Raw genomic sequence first — 17,915 nt, forward strand, 5'->3', positions numbered from 1 at the left:
TCTTTCGGGGAGCCCCGAGTGGATCGCAGTGCCCAGCTCACAGCCCGTCCCGCGCAGCGAGAGTTCGTATACGACCCGCCCACCGCCGCGTCGTCCCTGCACCTCAGGGCCGCCCGGGTCCTCGAGGACAACTGGACGGGCACGTCCACCGTCCCCTCGCGCGGGCTGTATCCGCACCAGTGGTCCTGGGACTCGGCGTTCATCGCGATCGGCCTGAGGCACGTGTCGCCGTTACGGGCACAGACGGAGCTGGAGACGCTGCTGGACGCCCAGTGGGCCGACGGGCGGGTCCCGCACATCGTCTTCAACTCCTCCGTCCCGCTCGAGGCGTACTTCCCGAGCCCCGACTTCTGGCGCTCCTCCACCGCGGGGCAGGCCGCGGGCGCCCCGCGCACCGTACAGACGTCCGGGATCGTGCAGCCACCGGTGCACGCGCTGGCCGCGTGGCTGGTGCACGAGGCCGACCCGGGGCTGTCGCGGGCGCGCGGCTTCCTCGCCCGGGTGTATCCGCGGCTGGCGGCCTGGCACCGGTATCTGCTGCACCGGCGTGACCTGGGCGGCGGCGGGCTGGTGTCCGTCGTGCACCCCTGGGAACAGGGTATGGACAACAGCCCCTGCTGGGACCGGCCGCTGTCGCGCGTCGCTCCCGCCCCGGCCCGCTCCTTCCGCCGCGCCGACCTGGACCACGGCGCCCCCGAGGACCGGCCGACGGACCTGGACTACGGGCGGTACGTGCGGCTGGCGGCGGACTACCGGGACCGGGGCTATGCCGACGGGCCGAGCGACTTCGCCGTGGAGGACCCGGCGTTCAACGCCCTGCTCATCGCCTCCGAGCACGCCCTGGCCCGCATCGCGCACGAACTGGGCGCGGCCGGCTCGGCCCGGCACGCCCGCGCGCAGCGCCTGACGGCGGCGCTGGTCGACCGGCTGTGGGACCCGGCGGCGGGGATGTTCCTGTGCCGGGACGTGCGCGGCGGGGAGCTCATTCCCGAGCGCGGCGTCTCCGGGCTCGTTCCCCTGCTGCTGCCGACGCTGCCGCGCGACATCGCCGCCACGCTCGTGAGAACCGTGTGCGGACCGCACTTCGGGCTCGGCGGGACGACCCGCCTGGTCCCGAGCTACGACCTGCTCGGCGAGGCCTTCGACCCGCACCGCTACTGGCGGGGCCCGGCCTGGTTCAACACGAGCTGGCTGCTGGAGCGGGGCCTCAGGCAGCACGGCGAGCACGGCCGGGCCGCCGCCCTGCGCAAGGCCGTCCTGCGGATCGCCGACACCTCCGACTTCGCGGAGTACGTCGACCCGTACACCGGCGAGGCCTGCGGCGCGACCGGCTTCGGCTGGACCGCCGCGCTCACGCTCGACCTGCTGCACGCCCGGCCCGGCTGGGACCGGAACGCCGTCAAGGTACTCAAGGGAGGGGACCGGGGATGACGGACCGGCATCATCTGCTCGTGCACGGCGGGACGTTCGCCGCCGTCGGCGACCGCGGGGACATCAGCGGCGTACGGGGCGTCAGCGCCCCGGACGGGTTGTTCGTACGCGACGCCCGGCACCTGAGCCGCTGGCAGCTCACCGTCGACGGCGCCGTGCCCGAGACCCTGGCCCCGGTGGCCGACGGGGACACCGCGCGCTGCGTCCTCGTGCCGCGCGGCGGCCGCCAGGAGCCGCCCGCGTACACGCTCTTCCGCGAACAGGCCGTCGGCGACGGCTCGTTCGTCGAGTCGCTGCGGGTGACCAGCAACCGCCCGGTGCCGACGACGGTCCGCCTCGCCGTCACGGCCGACGCCGACTTCACCGACCAGTTCGAGCTGCGCTCCGACCACCGCACGTACCTGAAGGTCGGCGCCGTCCGCTCCCGCCAGGTCCTCGACCACGGCGTGGAGTTCACCTACCAGCGCGGCGAGTGGCGGTCGTGTACGACCGTGACGGCCGAGCCCGCCCCGGACGCCGTCGAGGAGACCGGCACCGGGGCCCGCCGCCTCGTATGGACCCTGGAACTGGAACCCCACGGCAGGGCGGAGCTGGTCCTGCGGGTCATGGCCCGCCCGCACGGCGAGAAACGGGCCCTGCGGGTACCGCGCGACCCGGCCGCCGTCAACGCGCAACTCCTCGCGAGGGAGGGCGAGTTCGTCGAGGGCGTCGCCTTCCCGACGGGCTGGCCGGAGCTGGCCGCGGCCTGCGCCCGGGGCCTGGCCGACCTCGCCGCGCTCCAGGTCCCGGCCACCGGACCGGACGGCGAGGAACTGCGCGTCCCGGCCGCCGGAGCCCCCTGGTTCCTCACCCTGCTGGGCAGGGACGCCCTGCTCACGTCCCTGTTCTCGCTCCCCTACCGCCCCCGGCTGGCCGCCGCCACCCTCCCCGCGCTCGCCGCCACGCAGGCGACGGAGACCGGCGCCGACGCGGTCGCCCAGCCCGGCAAGATCGTGCACGAGGTACGGCACGGGGAGCTGGCGCACTTCGGCCAGGTGCCGTACGGCCGCTACTACGGCTCGGTCGATGCCACCCCGCTGTTCCTCGTCCTGCTCGGCGCGTACGTCGAGCAGACCGGCGACGCGGCGCCGGCCCGCCGGCTGGAGCCGCACGCCCGCGCGGCGATCGGCTGGATGCTGGACCACGGCGGACTGACCTCGCGCGGCTACCTCGTCTACCGCGCCGACCAGGGCGGCCTCGCCAACCAGAACTGGAAGGACTCCCCCGGCGCGATCTGCTCGGCCGATGGCACCCGCCCGCACGGGCCGGTCATGGCGGCGGGCGCCCAGGGCTACGCGTACGACGCGCTGCGCCGCACGGCCTGGCTGGCCCGCGCGGTGTGGCAGGACGAGACGTACGCCGCCCTGCTGGAACAGGCGGCGGGCGACCTGCGCGACCGCTTCCAGCGGGACTTCTGGATGCCGGAGCACTCCTTCCCGGCCCTCGCGCTCGACGGCAACGGCAAGCAGGTCGACGCACTGGCCTCCGACGCCGGGCACCTGCTGTGGTCCGGCCTGCTGGACAAGGAGTACGGCGAGCTGGTCGGCCGGCGCCTGCTGGAGCCGGACTTCTTCTCGGGCTGGGGCGTACGGACGCTGGCGGCCGGCCAGCCGGCGTACCACCCGCTGTCGTACCACCGCGGTTCGGTCTGGCCGCACGACAACGCGCTGATCACGCTGGGCCTGGCCCGCTACGGTCTGCACGACGAGGCCCGCACGGTCGCCCACGGCCTGGTGGACGCGGCGACCGCGACCGGCCACCGCCTCCCCGAGGTCCTCGCGGGCTACGGCCGCGACACCCACCCCGAGCCGGTGCCCTACCCGCACGCGTGCGTACGCGAATCCCGGTCGGCCTCCGCCCCGTTGGCACTGCTCACGGCGGTCGGGGGCGCATGAGGGAACGGTCGGCGTGACGTTTGCCGGGTGTTTGCCGAGCGCCGGCCCGGCAAGCTGAACACACCTCGCCGACCAGCCGTACGGAACTACGGCGGACCCGATCCCCCATGCCGGGTCCGCCACTCAACGGGTTTCGTACGGAAGGACCTTCGGGTGCCTGTCTTCACGCGCTTTCGTCAGCCGCCCGAGACGGCCGAGGACGCTCCTGGGGACGACAGCCCTCCCGAGGCGCCCGGGGACGACAGCCCTCCCGAGACCCCTGAGGACGACAGCCCTCGCTCGGAGGCCGCCCGCCCTTCCCTCGCGTCCCGCCTCGCCCACTGGCGCACCTGGCGCACCCGGCACCCCGTCGCCGCCCGTGCCCTGTCCTCGACCGTCACCGCCCTGGCCGCCGTCCTCGTCCTCGGTGCCCTGCTGCTCCCGAACCAGCTCTTCGCGCTGCGGCCGAACAGGTTCACGCGCATCCCGGCGGAGGCGATCATCGGTGCCGTCGTGCTGCTCGGACTGCCGCGCCGGCCCCGGCTGGTGGCGGCGGTGCTGTACGGGGTCGGCCTCGGTGCGCTGACGCTCGTGAACCTCCTCGACATGGGCTTCAACGAGTACCTCGGCCGGGGCTTCAACGCCGCCCTCGACTGGGGCCTGCTCGACGACGCCCTGTCGTACGTCGCGGACACCCTGGGCGGGACCGTCGCGACCGCCGCCGCCGTCGGTGCCGTCGTCCTCGTGCTGCTCCTGATGGTGCTCATGGCCCTGGCGACCGTCCGGCTCGGCAACCTGCTGGCCCGGCACCGGTCCCGGGCGACCCAGGGCGCGCTGATCGCCGGCACCGTCTGGATCACCTGCTCCGCCCTGGGCCTGCAGTTCCTCGGCATGCCCATCGCCTCCGACCGCGCCGCCGGGGCCCTGAAGGTCCACGCGAAGCGGACAGTCGACTCGCTGCGGGACGAGGCGGCGTTCGCCAAGGAGGCGAAGGCGGACAGCTTCGGCGCCACACCCGGCGACCAGCTCGTCCCCGACCTGCGCGGCAAGGACGTGATCTTCACGTTCATCGAGAGCTACGGCCGCAGCGCCGTCGAGGACCCGATCATGGCACCGGGCGTGAACAGGACGCTCGACACCGGCACCAAGGCCCTGGCCGAGGCGGGCTTCCACGCCCGGAGCGGCTGGCTGACCTCGGCGACGTTCGGCGGCAGCAGCTGGCTCGGCCACTCCACGTTCATGTCGGGCCTGTGGCTCGACAACCAGCGCCGCTACCGCACCGTCACCGCGGGCGACCACCTCACCCTCACCAAGGCGTTCCGGAAGACCGGCGCCTGGGACACGGTCGGCGTCATGCCCGGCGTGCAGAAGGGCTGGCCGGAGGCGAAGTGGTACGGCCTCGACCGGATGTACGACGCCTTCGACCTGGGCTACCGGGGACCGAAGTTCAGCTGGTCGACCATGCCCGACCAGTACGCGCTGGAGGCCTTCCAGCGCCAGGTGCACGGCAGGAAGCGCGACAGGCCGCTGATGTCGTTCGTCATCCTGACCTCCAGCCACCAGCCCTGGGCACCGATCCCGAAGCTGGTCGACTGGGACGAACTCGGCGACGGCTCGGTCTTCGACACCGTCCAGAAGGCGGGCGAGAAGGCCGAGGACGTCATCACCGACACCACCAGGTCCCGGCAGGAGTACGGCAGGTCCATCGAGTACTCGGTCACCAGCCTCACCCAGTGGCTGGAGCGCTACGGCACCGACGACACCGTCCTGGTCTTCCTCGGCGACCACCAGCCCATCGCCCGGGTCAGCGGCAACAACGCCAGCCGGGACGTGCCGGTCTCGATCGTCGCCAAGGACCCGAAGGTCCTGGACAAGATCGCCGACTGGAACTGGACGACCGGACTGAAGCCCGCCAAGGACGCCCCGGTATGGCGGATGGACTCCTTCCGCGACCGCTTCCTGAAGGCCTACGGCTCCACCCCGCACACCTCGGGCGGCTGATCAGCCCCCCGAGGTGTCCAGCTCGGCGTCCTCGCCGACCCCGGCGCAGTCGTACGGGTCCTTCAGCCAGCCGTCCGGCAGCACCACCCGGTTGTTGCCGGACGTACGGCCCCGGGGCCCGTCGGCACCGGCCGGCCAGGGCTGGTCGAGGTCCAGCTCGTCCAGCCCGGCCCGCAGTTCCTCCAGCGAGGAGGTGATCGCGAGCTTCTTGCGCATCTCGGAGCCGACCGCGAAGCCCTTCAGGTACCAGGCCACGTGCTTGCGGAAGTCGATGACACCGCGCGACTCGTCCCCGATCCACTCGCCGAGCAGCGTGGCATGGCGGACCATGACGTCGGCGACCTCACGGAGCGTCGGCCGCGCACTGCATCCATCAGTGCCTCCGGCACGGGCCTCGGTACGCCCCTCGAAGGCCGCCACCAGGTCCGAGAACAGCCACGGCCGCCCCAGGCACCCGCGCCCGACCACCACCCCGTCGCAGCCGGTCTCCCGCACCATCCGCAGCGCGTCCTGGGCCGACCAGATGTCGCCGTTGCCGAGCACCGGGATCTCCGGCACGTGCTCCTTGAGCCGCGCGATGGCGTCCCAGTCGGCCGTACCCCCGTAGTGCTGGGCGGCCGTGCGGCCGTGCAGCGCGATGGCGGTGACGCCCTCCTCGACGGCGATCCGCCCCGCATCCAGATACGTGAGGTGGTCGTCGTCGATGCCCTTGCGCATCTTCATCGTCACCGGCAGGTCCCCGGCCCCGCTCACGGCCTCGCGCAGGATCGCCCGCAGCAGGTTCCGCTTGTACGGCAGGGCCGAGCCGCCGCCCTTGCGGGTCACCTTCGGGACCGGGCAGCCGAAGTTCAGGTCGATGTGGTCGGCGAGGTCCTCCTCCGCGATCATGCGGACGGCCTTGCCGACGGTCACCGGGTCGACGCCGTACAGCTGGATGGAGCGGGGCCGCTCGCTCGGGTCGAAGGTGACCAGCTGCATGGTCTTCTCATTGCGCTCGACCAGCGCCCGAGTGGTGATCATCTCGCTGACGAACAGGCCCTTGCCGCCGCTGAACTCCCGGCACAACGTGCGGAAGGGCGCGTTGGTGATCCCGGCCATGGGGGCCAGGACGACGGGCGGCTGGACGGTGTGCGGACCGATCTGCAGGGGCGTGGACATTCCTCCATTGTGCAGCGCGATGAGGCGACCCAATTCATTAGTTAGCCGCACTATCGAAGTCGGCGTACGATGATGCCCATGCCCGAGCTCACCCCTCGCCGACGCATGCTGGTGCTCGCGATCTGCTGCATGAGTCTGCTGATCGTGAGCCTGGACAACACGGTCCTGAACGTCGCCCTGCCGTCGATGCAGCGGGAGCTGCGCGCGAGCACGTCGGGCCTGCAGTGGACGATCGACGCGTACACGCTGGTACTGGCCTCGCTGCTGATGCTCGCCGGCTCCACGGCCGACCGGATCGGCCGCAAGCGGGTCTTCATGGCGGGCCTGGTCGTCTTCACCGTCGGCTCGCTGCTGTGCTCCCTGGCACCCGACCTCGACCTGCTGATCGTCTTCCGGATGGTGCAGGCGGTGGGCGGCTCGATGCTGAACCCGGTCGCCATGTCGATCATCACCAACACCTTCACCGACCCGCGTGAGCGGGCCCGCGCGATCGGCGCGTGGGGCGCGGTCGTCGGCATCTCGATGGCCGCCGGGCCGCTGGTCGGCGGCCTCCTGGTCGAGTCGGTCGGCTGGCGCGCGATCTTCTGGATCAACCTGCCGGTGGGCCTGGCCGCCCTGCTGCTCACCCTGCGCTTCGTGCCCGAGTCCCGCGCCGGCAAGGCCCGCCGCCCCGACCCGGTCGGGCAGCTCCTGGTGATCGCTCTGTTCGGCTCCCTGACGTACGCGATCATCGAGGCCCCGCACGCGGCCCTCACGGCGGTCGCCCCGTTCGCCGCGCTCGCGCCGGCCGCGCTGTTCGGCCTGCTCTGGTACGAACCCCGCCGCACGGAGCCGCTGATCGACCTGCGGTTCTTCCGCTCGGCGCCGTTCAGCGGGGCGACGGTGATCGCGATCAGCGCGTTCGCGTCCCTGGGCGGCTTCCTCTTCCTGTCGACCCTGTACCTGCAGAACGTCCGGGGCCTGGACGCCCTGGACGCGGGCCTGTGGATGCTCCCGATGGCGGTCCCGACCTTCCTGTGCGCCCCGCTGTCCGGCCGTCTGGTCGGCAGTCGCGGCCCGCGCCTGTCCCTGGTGGTCGCGGGCTGCGCGATGACGGCGAGCGCGCTCCTCTTCGCCGCCTTCGACGCCGAGACGTCCGACGTCATCCTCTTCCTCGGCTACGCCCTCTTCGGCATCGGCTTCGGCTTCGTCAACGCCCCCATCACCAACACGGCCGTCTCCGGCATGCCCCGCGCCCAGGCCGGCGTCGCCGCCGCCGTCGCCTCCACCAGCCGGCAGCTCGGCCAGACCCTGGGCGTCGCGGTGGTCGGGGCGGTGCTGGCGGCGGGCGTGGGGGCCTCCTCGTACCGGGACACCTTCGTGCCGGCCGCCCGCCCCGGCTGGTGGATCCTCGTCGCCTGCGGTCTCGCGGTCCTGGTCCTCGGCGCGGTGACCAGTGGCCGCTGGGCCCGGCGCACCGCCGAGCGCACGGCGGATCGGCTGGCGGCGGACGAGGTACGGGAAGCCGCGGGAGCCGGCGCGTAACAACGGTGAGAGCCCGGCCGGACAACGGTGAGAGCCCGGCCGGGAAACCAGCCATTGACAATAGGCAGGTATTTACCTGCACAATAGAGCGTGAGCTTCGAACCGGAAGCGATGGACCTGACCTTCAAGGCACTGGCCGACCCCACCCGACGACTCCTGCTCGACCGCCTGCGCGAGCGGGGCGGCCAGACGCTGCGCGAGCTGTGCGAACACCTGGACATGGCACGCCAGTCGGCGACCCAGCACCTCGACCTGCTCGTGCGGGCCAACCTCGTGACCGTCGTACGGCGTGGCCGGGAACGGCTGCACTATCTCAACCCCGTGCCGATCCACGAGATCGAGGAGCGCTGGATCTCCCGGTTCGACCGACCCCGCCTGCAAGCGATCAGCGCCATCCGGAACCAGGCAGAGGAGTACGCCATGACCAGCGCGACCAGCCCCGTACCGACCTACGTCTACGTCACCTACATCCGCGCCACCGCCGAGCAGGTGTGGCAGGCCCTGACGGACGCGGACCTCACGGCCCGCTACTGGGGGCACGCCAACGTGTCCGACTGGCAGGAGGGCTCGCCCTGGGAGCACCGGCGCGTCGACGGATCGGACGCCGTCGACGTCGCCGGGGTGGTGGTCAAGGCCGAACCCCCGACGCGCCTGGTCATCACCTTCGAGGACTCCATCGGCTCGATGCGGGACCCGTCGGTCGTCACCTTCCTCGTCGAACCGCACGAGGACATCGTCCGCCTCACCGTGACCCACGAGAACCTGCCCAACCAGGAGATGCTCCAGGGGATCTCGCAGGGCTGGCCGGCCGTGCTGGCGAACCTCAAGTCGCTGCTGGAGACCGGTGAGGTCCTCCCGCAGGCGCCCTGGGAAATGTCCGGCACCCACGCCTGACCACCGCGGAAAGAGAAGCAGCCATGCTGGACACGACCCCGCTCCGCAACGCCTACGACGCCCTGCTGGAGGCCGCCGCCACCGTGGCCGACGCGGGCGACCCGGGCCCCGCCCCGCCGCCCGGCGAGTGGAACGCCGACCAGATCCTGGCGCACGTCGCCCTGGTCACCGCCACCACCCTGGAGGCCGCCTCCCGCATCGCGGCCGGGGCGAACGCGACGTACGACAACCGCACGGCGCTCGACACCTGGACCATCGACCGCGTCATCGCGCTCACCGGCGGCACCGCGGGCCTGCGGGACCGCGTCCGCCGCCAGGGCGAAGCCCTCTGCGCACTCGGCGGCCCGGCCCTCAGCGACACACCGGTCCCGACGCTGCTCCTGTCCAACGGCACGGTCCTGGCCGACGGACTCGTGCCGCTGCGGGACCTCCTCACCGGCCTCGCCGAAGTCGAACTGCCCGCCCACGCCAGGCAGTTGCTGGCACTGCCCTGACATCTCCCTGCCCCCCCACGGATCGAGCGACCGGCCCACCACCCACCCACAACCGATCGTTGGGGAACTAGGGTCCCTGCGTGGACCTCAACGCCGTACGCACCTTCGTCGCCGTCGCGGACGCCGGCCAGTTCCAGAAGGCCGCCGTCGACCTGTCCCTGACCCAGCAGGCCGTCTCCAAGCGCGTCGCCGCCCTGGAGAAGGACCTCGGGGTACGGCTGCTGACCCGCACGCCGCGCGGCGCGGAGCTCACCATCGACGGGCAGGCGTTCCTGCCGCACGCCCGGGCCCTGCTCCAGGCCGAGGAGCGGGCGGCCGCCGCCGTACGCCCCGGCAGCCGCGCCCTGCGCGTCGACGTGGTCGGACGACGGGCCTCGGTGGCCGGTCTGCTGCGCGACTTCCACCACGCCCATCCCGGGATCGCCCTCGACGTCGTGACCCTCCCCGGCTCGCAGGAGGCCATCGCCGCCGTCCGTGACGGAACGATCGACACCACCTTCCGCGCCGTCACCATGCCCGGGCAGCGGATCCCCGACGGCATCGAGATCACCCCGGTGCACGACGAGCCGCTCTACTTGTTCACCGGCCCCACCCACGAGTTCGCCACCGCCGCCGCGGTCACCCCGGCCCAGCTGGCCGGCCACCGCATCTGGATGCCGGGCAACGTCCCCGGCACGGAGTGGACCGCGTACTACGAGGCACTGGCCGCCGACTTCGGGCTGACCATCGAGTCGACCGGCCCCAACTTCGGGGTCGAGGCCCTCATCGACACGATCGCGGCCTCCTCGACCCTGGCGACGTTCCTCGGCACACAGACCCCCCTGGTCTGGCCCGCCGGCTACGACCTGCGGCTCATCCCGCTGCGCGACCCGACCCCGGTCTACCCGCACTCCCTGCTCTGGCGCGCCGACCACCCGCACCCGGCCCTCACCGCGCTCCGCCGGCACCTCACCTCCGTACGCTCCGGCCCCCCGGGCGGCGAGGTCTGGACACCGGCGTGGGCCCACCGCACCACGCGGCGGCGGTGAACGTCAGGGCACGGCTTGGTCAACTCCGCGCCGGGACCGCCCGTTGATGTTGGTCGTGCTGCACACTCCTTGTCGTCCCCGTCCGCGGATGCCCGGAGGTGCCATGCCGCAGAGCAGGCAGGTCGACACGAGCAAGGTGAGCCGCTGGGACCAGCACGGCCGGGAGCACGTCGTGCGGGTGCAGCGCACGGGCGTGCAGCGCACGATCAGGTGCGACACGTGCGGCTGGCGGCGCGGAGCCCAGTTCCTGCCGTGGCTGAAGGCGGAGGAACACCTGGCCGAGGCGCACCAGGCGACGGTGGACCCGACGGCGGCGTGAGCGGCGGCAGCCGTCGCGGGCGTTCAGCCCCGCAGCCCCCGCAGCAGCAGCTCCACGACCGCCGCGAAGTCGGCCTCGACGCCCGGCTCCTCCCACTCCCGGGCGTAGCCCGGGTCGTGGAAGCGGCCCGTGGCCTGGAAGAGGGCGCGGGCCGTGGTCGCGGGGTCGGCCGGGGGCGCGAAGGCACCGGACGCGACGCCCGCCTCCACGATCCGCGTCAACTGCCCGGTCAGGTCGTCGATGTGCGCGCCGACCGCCTCGCCGTTCTCACCGACCAGGACCATGTACGTGGCGAACAGCTCCGGGTCCTGGCCCGCCTTGCGGCGCTTGGCGGCGAACAGGGCCGTCAGCCAGTCCCGCAGCCGGGCCTCCGGATCGCGGTCCTCGGCGACGATGCCGGACAGTTCCTCGGAGGTCCGGTCCAGCCACCGCTTGGTCACCGCCTCGCGCAGCGCCGCCTTCGTACGGAAGTGCCGGTAGACACTGCCGTGGCTGACGCCGAGCGCGCGGGCCACGTCCACCACGGTCGCCTTGGCCGGTCCATGGCGGCGCAGCACCTCCTCGGTCGCTTCGAGGATGCGCTCGGCGGTCAGGGTCTCGGTGGTCGGTGCCATGTACTAGACCGTACCCGGAGCGACGATCACCGTTCGCTGTCGAGCATCGCCATCTGCGCGGCCGCGTAGCGCTCGCCCGCCGCCGCGTCCGCGGGCACGGCCTGCTCGATCGCCGCCAGGTCGGCCGCCTCCAGCGTCACCTCCAGCGCGCCCAGGGACTCCGCGAGCCGGTCCCGGCGCCGGGCGCCGACCAGCGGCACGATGTCCTCCCCGCGGGAGAGCACCCAGGCGATGGCGATCTGCGCGACGGTCACGCCCTTCTCCTCGGCGATCTTCCGGAGCGCCTCCACGAGGTCGAGGTTGCGCTGGAGGTTGTCGCCCTGGAAGCGGGGCGAGTGGGCCCGGAAGTCGTTCGCGGCGAGCTGCCGGTCGCGAGTGAAGTGGCCGGAGATCAGGCCGCGGGAGAGCACACCGTACGCCGTGATGCCGATGCCCAGTTCGCGGACGGTCGGCAGGATCTCGGCCTCGATACCGCGGGTGACGAGGGCGTACTCGATCTGCAGGTCCGTGATCGGGGCGGTGGCCGCGGCCCGCCGTATCGTCTCGGCGCCGACCTCGCTCAGACCGATGTGGCGGACGTAGCCCTGCTCGACGAGCTCGGCGATCGCGCCGACCGTCTCCTCGATGGGGACGTCCGGGTCGAGGCGGGCGGGCCGGTAGATGTCGATGTGGTCGACGCCGAGGCGCTGGAGTGTGTAGGCGGCGAAGTTCTTCACGGCGGCCGGGCGGGCGTCGTGGCCGATCCAGGAGCCGTCCGGGCCGCGCAGCGCGCCGAACTTCACGCTGATCAGCGCCTGGTCGCGCCGGGAAGCCGGAGCGGTGCGCAGGGCCTCGCCGATCAGCAGCTCGTTGTGCCCCATGCCGTAGAAGTCGCCGGTGTCGAGCAGGGTCACGCCCGCTTCCAGGGCGGCGTGGATGGTCGCGACGGATTCGGCCCGGTCCGCGTCGCCGTACAGCGCGGACATGCCCATGCAGCCGAGGCCGAGGGCGGAGACACGGGGGCCGGTGGTTCCGAGGGGTCGGGTCTGCGTCGTCATGACCCCACGATGGCATGACAGCTGACAGATTTCAATATCTGTCAGCTGTCATGTGCCAGCTTCGCCCCGAGCGCCACGAAGGACCCGGCGAAGCTTCGCCGCAGCCACGCCATCACACGCGGACGTGAGGTGACATGGCTGCGCACGGAGGCCGCGAGGATGCCGTACCCGGCGAAGACCAGGAAGGTCACCGCCATGAAGACGCCGCTCAGCGCCAGCATCCGAACCACCGAGTGCGGCTCGCCCGGGCTCACGAACTGCGGCAGGAACGCGAAGAAGAAGATCGTCAGCTTCGGGTTGAGGAGATTGATCAGAACGCCCCGAACGATCACCCGGCCAGCCGAGGCCGGAGCGGCCTCGCCCCGGTCCACCGCGATCGCCTCCCGGTCCCTGAGCATGGCCCAGGCCATGTAGAGGAGGTAGGCGACACCGGCGTACTTGAGGATCTGGAAGGCGGTGGCGCTGGCGTGCAGCAGCGCGGCGACGCCGGTGATCGTGGCCAGCATGTGCGGGACGATGCCGAGGGTGCAGCCGAACGCGGCGACGACGCTCGCGCGGCGGCCCCGGGACAGCCCGGCCGCGAGGGTGTAGACGACCCCGGTGCCGGGTGTGGCGACCACGACGAGGGTGGTCAGCAGGAACGCGATACTCATGACCGCCACCCTGGTAAAGCGACGGCCCTCGACACAGGTCCACAGCGGAACCCGTATCGAGGGCCAATACGCGGGCGGTGAAGCCCTGGCAGCCGGAAGCCCTAGCAGCCGATCAGACGGCCGGCGAGGTACCCCTCGATCTGGTCGAGCGACACGCGCTCCTGCTTCATGGAGTCACGCTCGCGCACCGTCACCGCGTTGTCGTCCAGCGTGTCGAAGTCGACGGTCACGCAGTACGGCGTACCGATCTCGTCCTGGCGGCGGTAGCGGCGGCCGATGGCGCCGGCGTCGTCGAACTCGATGTTCCAGTGCTGGCGCAGGGTCTGGGCCAGGCCCTTGGCCTTCGGGGACAGCTCCGGGTTCCGGGACAGCGGCAGCACCGCGACCTTCACCGGGGCCAGGCGGTGGTCCAGGCGCAGCACGGTCCGCTTCTCCATCTTGCCCTTGGCGTTGGGCGCCTCGTCCTCGACGTACGCGTCGAGGAGGAAGGCGAGCATCGCCCGGCCGACACCGGCCGCGGGCTCGATGACGTACGGCGTCCAGCGCTCGCCGGCCTCCTGGTCGAAGTAGGAGAGGTCCTGGCCGGAGGCCTTGGAGTGGGCCGTGAGGTCGTAGTCGGTGCGGTTGGCGACACCCTCCAGCTCGCCCCACTCGTTGCCGCCGAAGTTGAAGCGGTACTCGATGTCGGCGGTGCGCTTGGAGTAGTGGGAGAGCTTCTCCTTCGGGTGCTCGTACCAGCGCATGTTCTCCTCACGCAGGCCGAGGCCCGTGTACCAGTTCCAGCGCTGCTCCATCCAGTACTCGTGCCACTTCTCGTCCTCGCCCGGCTTGACGAAGAACTCCATCTCCATCTGCTCGAACTCGCGGGTGCGGAAGATGAAGTTGCCCGGCGTGATCTCGTTGCGGAACGACTTGCCCATCTGGGCGATGCCGAACGGCGGCTTGCGGCGCGAGGTGGTCTGCACCTGGGCGAAGTTGGTGAAGATACCCTGTGCGGTCTCGGGGCGCAGGTAGGCGACGGAGCCGGAGTCCTGCGTGGGGCCGAGGTGGGTGGACAGCAGACCCGAGAACTGCTTGGGCTCGGTGAACTGGCCCTTGTTGCCGCAGTTGGGGCAGTTGACGTCCGCGAGGCCGTTCTCCGGCAGGCGGCCGTGCTTGGCCTCGTAGGCCTCCTCCAGGTGGTCCGCGCGGAACCGCTTGTGGCAGGAGGTGCACTCGGTCAGCGGGTCCGTGAAGGTGGCGACGTGGCCGGAGGCGACCCAGACCTCGGGGGCCAGGATCACGGACGAGTCGATCCCGACGACGTCCTCGCGCGACGTCACCATGTAGCGCCACCACTGGCGCTTGAGGTTCTCCTTGAGCTCGACACCCAAGGGGCCGTAGTCCCAGGCGGCGCGCTGACCGCCGTAGATCTCACTACAGGGGAATACGAAGCCACGGCGCTTGCTCAGGCTGACGATGGTGTCGATCTTGTCGGCGGCCACGGTGCTCTCTTCATTACGACGACGGGCGACGAAGCGAGACGCTTCCAGCGAATGCTTCAGGTTACCGGCGGGGATGGCCCCTCAACCAAATCGGTGCCGCCTCAGGGCCGCTCAGACGCTTTGTTGACAACGGTTTCCACATTTGTTGAAAATGAGTGTCATGAACGTACGACGACGCCTCATACCCGCGGCTGCGGTGACCGCGGCCACCGCACTCGGCCTCGGCACCCTCTCCGCATGCTCCAGCGACAGCACGGCAGCGGGCAACGCGGGCAACTCGGACAAGTTCGACGTCGTCGCGTCGTTCTACCCGATGGCCTTCCTCGCCGAGCAGATCGGCGGCGACCACGTGAAGGTCTCCAGCCTCACCGAGCCCGGCCAGGAGCCGCACGACCTGGAGATCAGCACCCAGCAGCGGGCGCAGCTCGAGGAGGCCGACGCGGCGCTCTACCTCAAGGGCCTGCAGCCCTCCGTCGACGAGGCCGTCACCCAGTCCGGGATCAAGACGAAGATCGACGCGGCGACCCTCACGAAGCTGGAGGACCTCGGCACCGAGGACGGCCACGACCACGGCGGCGAAGAAGCGCACGCCGAGGAGAGCCACGCCGAGGAGAGCCACGCGGAGGAGGGCCACGCGGAGGAGGAGGAGCACGCCCTCGACCCGCACGTCTGGCTGGACCCGGTGAAGTACGCCGAGGTCGCCCAGGGCGTGGGCAAGGCCTTCGAGAAGGCGGACCCGGACAACGCGGCCGACTACAAGAAGAACACCGAGGACCTGGTCAAGAAGCTGACCGACCTCGACACCAAGTTCGAGGACGGCCTGAAGAACACCAAGACCAAGGTCTTCTTCACCAACCACGCCGCCTTCGGCTACCTCGCCCACCGCTACGGCCTCACCCAGGAGGCCATCTCCGGTCTGGACCCGGAGAGCGAGCCGAGCGCGGCCCGCGTCAAGGAGCTCCAGCAGGAGGCCAAGGCGGACGGCGTGACCACCGTGTTCTACGAGACACTGGTCTCCGACAAGACCGCGAAGACCCTCGCCAAGGACGCGGGCCTGAAGACGGACGTCCTCGACCCGCTCGAGGGCATCACGGACAAGTCCAAGGGCGACGACTACTTCCAGGTCATGGAAGCCAACCTCAAGGCCCTGCAGACGGCCCTGGGAGCCAAGTGATCAACCATCGGAGGGCGGCATGACCGAGCCCGTCATATCCCTGCGCGGCGTCCGCGCGGAGCTGGGCTCGCGCCCCGTCCTGCGCGGCATCGACCTCACCGTGACCCGCGGTGAGGTCGTCGCGCTGCTCGGCGCGAACGGTTCCGGCAAGTCGACGGCCGTGCGGACCGTCATCGGCCAGGTGCCGGTCAGCGCCGGCGAGATCGAGCTGTTCGGCGCACCTCGCCGGCGATTCCGGGACTGGTGGCGCGTGGGCTACGTCCCGCAGCGCACCACGGCCGCGGGCGGCGTACCCGCCACCGTGACCGAGGTCGTCTCCGCCGGCCGCCTGTCGCGCACCCGCTTCGGCGTCTTCCGCAAGGCCGACCGCGAGGCCGTACGACGCTCTCTCGACCTGGTCGGCATGGCGGACCGGGCCAAGGACTCCGTCAACGCGCTGTCCGGCGGCCAGCACCAGCGCGTCCTCATCGCGCGCGCCCTGGCCCCCGAACCCGAACTGCTGATCATGGACGAGCCGATGGCGGGCGTCGACCTGGCCAGCCAGGAGGTGCTGGCGCGGACCCTGGAAGAGCAGGTGTCCCGGGGCACGACCGTCCTGCTGGTCCTGCACGAACTGGGCCCCCTGGAGCCCCTGATCGACCGGGCGGTCGTCCTGCGCGACGGCTGCGTCGTGCACGACGGCCCGCCGCCCAAGGCCGTCGGCCAGCACGCGCTGCCCGGCCACGACCACGTACACCCGCACGCACCGGCGGGCGCCGAACCGATCCGCACGGGACTGCTGAGCTGATGGACTTCCTCGACTACGCCTTCATGCAGCGGGCGCTGCTCGCCGCCGTCCTGGTCGGCATCACGGCCCCCGCCGTCGGCATCTACCTCGTGCAGCGCCGCCAGGCCCTGATGGGCGACGGCATCGGCCACGTGGCGATGACGGGCGTCGGCCTCGGCTTCCTGCTGTCCTGGTCCCCGGTGTGGATGGCGACGCTGGTCTCCGTCCTCGGCGCGGTCCTCATGGAGCTGATCCGCTGGTACGGCAAGACCCGCGGCGACATCGCCCTCGCGATGCTCTTCTACGGCGGCATGGCCGGCGGCGTGATGTTCATCAACCTCGCGCCGACGGGCTCCAACGCGAACCTGACGTCGTACCTGTTCGGCTCCCTGTCGACGGTCTCCCAGTCGGACGTCACGGCGATCTGCGTCCTGGCGGCCTTTGTCGTGTTGGTCACCCTCGGCCTGCGCCGTCAACTGTTCGCGGTCAGCCAGGACGAGGAGTTCGCGCGGGTGACGGGCCTGCCGGTGCGCGTTCTGAACCTGCTGACGGCGATCACGGCGGCCGTGACGGTGACGGTCGCCATGCGGGTCGTGGGCCTGCTGCTGGTCTCGGCGCTGATGGTGGTCCCCGTGGCGGCGGCCCAGCAGCTCACCCGCAGCTTCGCCGCCACGTTCGCGATCGCCGTCGCCATCGGCGTGAGCGTGACGATCGGCGGCACGGTCACGTCGTACTACCAGGACGTCCCGCCGGGAGCGACGATCGTGCTGCTGACCATCGGGGCGTTCGTCGTGCTGACGGTGCTGGCGGCTCCGCTGGCCCGGCACCGCGCCCGCGCGGCGGCCGTCGCACAGCCCGGCGCGGACCCCGCGGAGTGCGCGATTCCGGCCACTCGGAAGACCACCGACGAGGTCGGCGTCTGACCGCGCCCATCCCGGGCTGGCACAATGGCCCGGGCAAGGCAGACGTGAGGAGGCAACCGGTGACCACCGCTGGACCGTCCGTGAAGGGCCGCGCCACCCGGCAGCGCGCCGCCGTGGCGGCGGCCCTCGAAGAGGTCGACGAGTTCCGCAGCGCGCAGGAACTCCACGACATGCTCAAGCACAAGGGCGACTCGGTCGGGCTCACCACGGTCTACCGCACCCTGCAGTCCCTCGCCGACGCCGGCGAGGTCGACGTGCTGCGCACCGCCGACGGCGAGTCCGTCTACCGCCGCTGCTCCACCGGCGACCATCACCACCACCTGGTCTGCCGCAGCTGCGGCAAGGCCGTCGAGGTCGAGGGCCCGGCCGTGGAGAAGTGGGCGGAGGCCATCGCCGCCGAGCACGGCTACGTCAACGTGGCCCACACGGTGGAGATCTTCGGCACGTGCGCGGAGTGCGCGGCGAAGGCGTAACCGTTCCGGGGGGGCGCGCGGCGCCCCCC

Annotated in this window: 17 protein-coding genes; 12 read left to right on the plus strand and 5 right to left on the minus strand. The window is 71.7% G+C overall.

What is annotated here, in order from left to right:
• The first annotated feature begins 18 nt into the window (after positions 1-18).
• From ACYVMZ_RS03575 to ACYVMZ_RS03585, 3 genes are all read left to right on the plus strand, one after another.
• The gene (locus tag ACYVMZ_RS03575; protein ID WP_461075293.1) at positions 19-1,431 is read left to right on the plus strand and encodes an MGH1-like glycoside hydrolase domain-containing protein; all 1,413 of its coding nucleotides are present in this window, start codon (positions 19-21) and stop codon (positions 1,429-1,431) included.
• Positions 1,428-3,365 carry an amylo-alpha-1,6-glucosidase gene (locus ACYVMZ_RS03580; protein ID WP_461075295.1) on the plus strand — a complete coding sequence of 646 codons (1,938 nt, stop codon included), beginning with the start codon at positions 1,428-1,430 and terminating at the stop codon, positions 3,363-3,365. The genes ACYVMZ_RS03575 and ACYVMZ_RS03580 overlap by 4 nt, the downstream gene beginning before the upstream one ends.
• A gap of 153 nt (positions 3,366-3,518) precedes the next feature.
• A complete protein-coding gene (locus tag ACYVMZ_RS03585) occupies positions 3,519-5,345 on the plus strand; it encodes a sulfatase-like hydrolase/transferase (RefSeq protein WP_461075297.1) in 1,827 nt (608 codons plus the stop codon).
• Here the strand turns inward: ACYVMZ_RS03585 and dusB are convergent, their stop codons facing one another.
• Positions 5,346-6,503, minus strand: coding sequence for a tRNA dihydrouridine synthase DusB (dusB, locus tag ACYVMZ_RS03590; protein WP_461075299.1), 1,158 nt, complete (start codon positions 6,501-6,503; stop codon positions 5,346-5,348).
• Positions 6,504-6,581: 78 nt separating this feature from the next.
• Here dusB and ACYVMZ_RS03595 point away from each other — a divergent pair, with 78 nt between their 5' ends.
• From ACYVMZ_RS03595 to ACYVMZ_RS03615, 5 genes are all read left to right on the plus strand, one after another.
• A complete protein-coding gene (locus tag ACYVMZ_RS03595) occupies positions 6,582-8,027 on the plus strand; it encodes an MFS transporter (protein WP_461075301.1) in 1,446 nt (481 codons plus the stop codon).
• A 111-nt stretch (positions 8,028-8,138) separates the two neighbouring features.
• The gene (locus ACYVMZ_RS03600; RefSeq protein ID WP_461076323.1) at positions 8,139-8,921 is read left to right on the plus strand and encodes an ArsR/SmtB family transcription factor; all 783 of its coding nucleotides are present in this window, start codon (positions 8,139-8,141) and stop codon (positions 8,919-8,921) included.
• Positions 8,922-8,944: 23 nt separating this feature from the next.
• Positions 8,945-9,415, plus strand: a complete 471-nt coding sequence (locus ACYVMZ_RS03605) for a hypothetical protein (protein WP_461075303.1) — start codon at positions 8,945-8,947, stop codon at positions 9,413-9,415.
• An 80-nt stretch (positions 9,416-9,495) separates the two neighbouring features.
• Complete coding sequence (locus tag ACYVMZ_RS03610; RefSeq protein ID WP_461075305.1) at positions 9,496-10,443, plus strand: LysR family transcriptional regulator; 948 nt, start codon at positions 9,496-9,498, stop codon at positions 10,441-10,443.
• Between the two features lie 103 nt (positions 10,444-10,546).
• A complete protein-coding gene (locus ACYVMZ_RS03615; RefSeq protein ID WP_461075307.1) occupies positions 10,547-10,762 on the plus strand; it encodes a hypothetical protein in 216 nt (71 codons plus the stop codon).
• 23 nt (positions 10,763-10,785) lie between these two features.
• Here the strand turns inward: ACYVMZ_RS03615 and ACYVMZ_RS03620 are convergent, their stop codons facing one another.
• The 4 genes from ACYVMZ_RS03620 to ACYVMZ_RS03635 all read right to left on the minus strand — a co-directional run bounded on the left by ACYVMZ_RS03620 (position 10,786) and on the right by ACYVMZ_RS03635 (position 14,550).
• Positions 10,786-11,376: a TetR family transcriptional regulator gene (locus ACYVMZ_RS03620; protein WP_461075309.1), complete on the minus strand. Its 591-nt coding sequence runs from the start codon at positions 11,374-11,376 to the stop codon at positions 10,786-10,788.
• A 26-nt stretch (positions 11,377-11,402) separates the two neighbouring features.
• On the minus strand, positions 11,403-12,413 hold the full coding sequence (locus tag ACYVMZ_RS03625) for an aldo/keto reductase (protein WP_461075311.1): 1,011 nt from the start codon (positions 12,411-12,413) through the stop codon (positions 11,403-11,405).
• Between the two features lie 41 nt (positions 12,414-12,454).
• Complete coding sequence (locus tag ACYVMZ_RS03630; RefSeq protein WP_461075313.1) at positions 12,455-13,066, minus strand: LysE family translocator; 612 nt, start codon at positions 13,064-13,066, stop codon at positions 12,455-12,457.
• 101 nt (positions 13,067-13,167) lie between these two features.
• Positions 13,168-14,550, minus strand: coding sequence for a glycine--tRNA ligase (locus ACYVMZ_RS03635; RefSeq protein ID WP_461075315.1), 1,383 nt, complete (start codon positions 14,548-14,550; stop codon positions 13,168-13,170).
• Between the two features lie 160 nt (positions 14,551-14,710).
• Here ACYVMZ_RS03635 and ACYVMZ_RS03640 point away from each other — a divergent pair, with 160 nt between their 5' ends.
• From ACYVMZ_RS03640 to ACYVMZ_RS03655, 4 genes are read left to right on the plus strand one after another with little or no spacing between them, the layout of a single operon-like run.
• Positions 14,711-15,724: a zinc ABC transporter substrate-binding protein gene (locus ACYVMZ_RS03640; protein WP_461075317.1), complete on the plus strand. Its 1,014-nt coding sequence runs from the start codon at positions 14,711-14,713 to the stop codon at positions 15,722-15,724.
• Between the two features lie 19 nt (positions 15,725-15,743).
• Positions 15,744-16,511: a metal ABC transporter ATP-binding protein gene (locus ACYVMZ_RS03645; RefSeq protein ID WP_461075319.1), complete on the plus strand. Its 768-nt coding sequence runs from the start codon at positions 15,744-15,746 to the stop codon at positions 16,509-16,511.
• On the plus strand, positions 16,511-17,413 hold the full coding sequence (locus ACYVMZ_RS03650; RefSeq protein ID WP_461075321.1) for a metal ABC transporter permease: 903 nt from the start codon (positions 16,511-16,513) through the stop codon (positions 17,411-17,413). The genes ACYVMZ_RS03645 and ACYVMZ_RS03650 overlap by 1 nt, the downstream gene beginning before the upstream one ends.
• A 59-nt stretch (positions 17,414-17,472) precedes the next feature.
• The gene (locus ACYVMZ_RS03655) at positions 17,473-17,886 is read left to right on the plus strand and encodes a Fur family transcriptional regulator (protein ID WP_461075323.1); all 414 of its coding nucleotides are present in this window, start codon (positions 17,473-17,475) and stop codon (positions 17,884-17,886) included.
• Positions 17,887-17,915 lie beyond the last annotated feature (29 nt).

The organism is Streptomyces deserti (assembly GCF_054782695.1).